We start from the raw sequence: 1,847 nt of genomic DNA, 5'->3' as shown, positions 1-1,847 counted from the left end.
AGAACTGGAAAAAATCAGCGGTGTCGGCCATGTCCAGCCGGGGACGCAGGCGTAGCTGCGTGTCTCCGGCAAAGGGGAAACGCAGGAGCAGGGGATCGGATTGGGTTAGTGCAGCCATAGCGCCATTGTATCGCCGCCCTTACTTCTCTCCCAGGTAGAAACCCGGCTGAGTGGGCTGATTGTAGGCGACATTTTGCCAGGCGACACTGAGGCGGTACTGCGGATCGTGAAGAAGTGTCGTGAGGCGGTGAGTCGTGGGGATCGTGGTGGTGTAGATACGTAGCGCCTTGCCATCGAGAGTTCGCAGGATCACTTCCTCGCGCCAGTCGCCCAGAATATCGGCGCAGAGGGCGGGGGTGGACTTGGTGCCATTGTTACTCACGCAGCCCTCCGCAGTGAGGAGGTTCTTCTCCGTCTCGCCGATCCAGTCCCACTTAGAGATACGGTTGCTATCCAGTAGCTCACGCAGGAAATCCCCGTCCCACCAGACCCCGAAGTTGCACGAGCGCGGCTTGTTCTTCGAGATTGTCTCCCCTTTCACATTCCAGACCCCACTCAGGCCCGCACCCGATGCCCACAGCTCGTAGCCGGGGTAGCGCGGGTCTATGTCAAAAGCAACACCACGGCCCACGTCGGGGCAGGACTTTCCAAAAATAAGCGCTCCCGTGCGGGCATCGCGTAGCTCCGCGCCTGCCTGGTGGTTGTTGTGCTCATGGATATCGAAGACCTCAAGGCCGGGCCGACTAGGGTCAATGTCGGAGAGATGGAGTGCATCGCCGTGCCCGAGGCCTGTGGAATAGAGCCCCGTGCCGTCGTCGTCAATGCACATCGCGCCAAAGATCACCTCGTCTTTACCGTCGCCGTCCACATCCCCCACGGAGAGATTATGGTTGCCCTGCCCGCGCCATTTTTTCGGGTCGGCCTGCTTCTCCGAGTCGAAGACCCAGCGTTGTGTGAGCTTTCCGTCGCACCAGTCCCAGGCGGCCAGCACCGTTCGGGTGTAGTAGCCCCGGCTAAAGATCAGGCTAGGGCGCTTGCCATCCAGATACGCAACACCGGCCAGAAACCGATCCACCCGGTTGCCGTAGTTATCGCCCCAGTCGGCGACTTTCCCGCGCGCCGGGACATAGTCGGTCATGGCGAGCGCTTTGCCCGTCTTGCCCTCGAAGATCGTCAGAAACTCCGGCCCCTCTAGGATATAGCCTTTGTCGTTGGCCCAGCTCTTGCTCGCCTCCCCGATCACCTTACCGACGCCGTCTACGGTGCCATCCGCAGTCTTACAAGCAATCTCAGCCTTACCATCCCCGTCGAAGTCGTATACCAAAAACTGGGTATAGTGTGCCCCCTCGCGGATGTTCTTACCGAGATTGATCTCCCAGAGAAATCTCCCGTCGAGTGTGTAGGCTTGCAGGATCGGCGGATCCGTCGGGCCGGATTGGGAGTTATCTTTGGCACGTCCGGTCATGTGAACAACTAGCTCCAGCGCGCCATCGCCATCCAAATCCCCCACCGACGTATCATTAGGCATGTAGCCTACCGGGGTCCGGAGTGGAATATTGAGATAGGGCATCTCGGAGAGAGCCACGGGCTTGCTCGGTGCGCTACCGCCCGCCTGCACGGTGTAGCGCGCGCCCGCCGGAGCCTCTTTGTCCACAAAGCAGGTCGCCCCAGTCAGCGGCTTGGGAGTCAGTTTTTTCCCATCGCGCCAGAGCGTGAAGCCGAGACTCGGTGCCTCAGTGCCCAGCACACGCCAGCTCACAAAGGCATTTCCCGCACTATCGCGCACTGCCACCAGACCGCGATCCAGTGTCTCAAGCTGCCGTGTCGGCCCCGGCGCGATTGCCGCG

At 60.7% G+C, this 1,847-nt stretch carries 1 protein-coding gene; it reads right to left on the bottom strand.

Annotation, left to right across the window (positions count from 1 at the left end):
• Positions 1-139: 139 nt before the first annotated feature.
• On the bottom strand, positions 140-1,840 hold the full coding sequence (locus ACH2EH_RS08580) for a rhamnogalacturonan lyase (protein WP_395140779.1): 1,701 nt from the start codon (positions 1,838-1,840) through the stop codon (positions 140-142).
• Positions 1,841-1,847 lie beyond the last annotated feature (7 nt).

It is taken from the genome of Armatimonas sp. (genome assembly GCF_043760365.1).
Taxonomy (GTDB): domain Bacteria; phylum Armatimonadota; class Armatimonadia; order Armatimonadales; family Armatimonadaceae; genus Armatimonas.
This window is presented reverse-complemented; position numbering and strand designations above follow the sequence as displayed.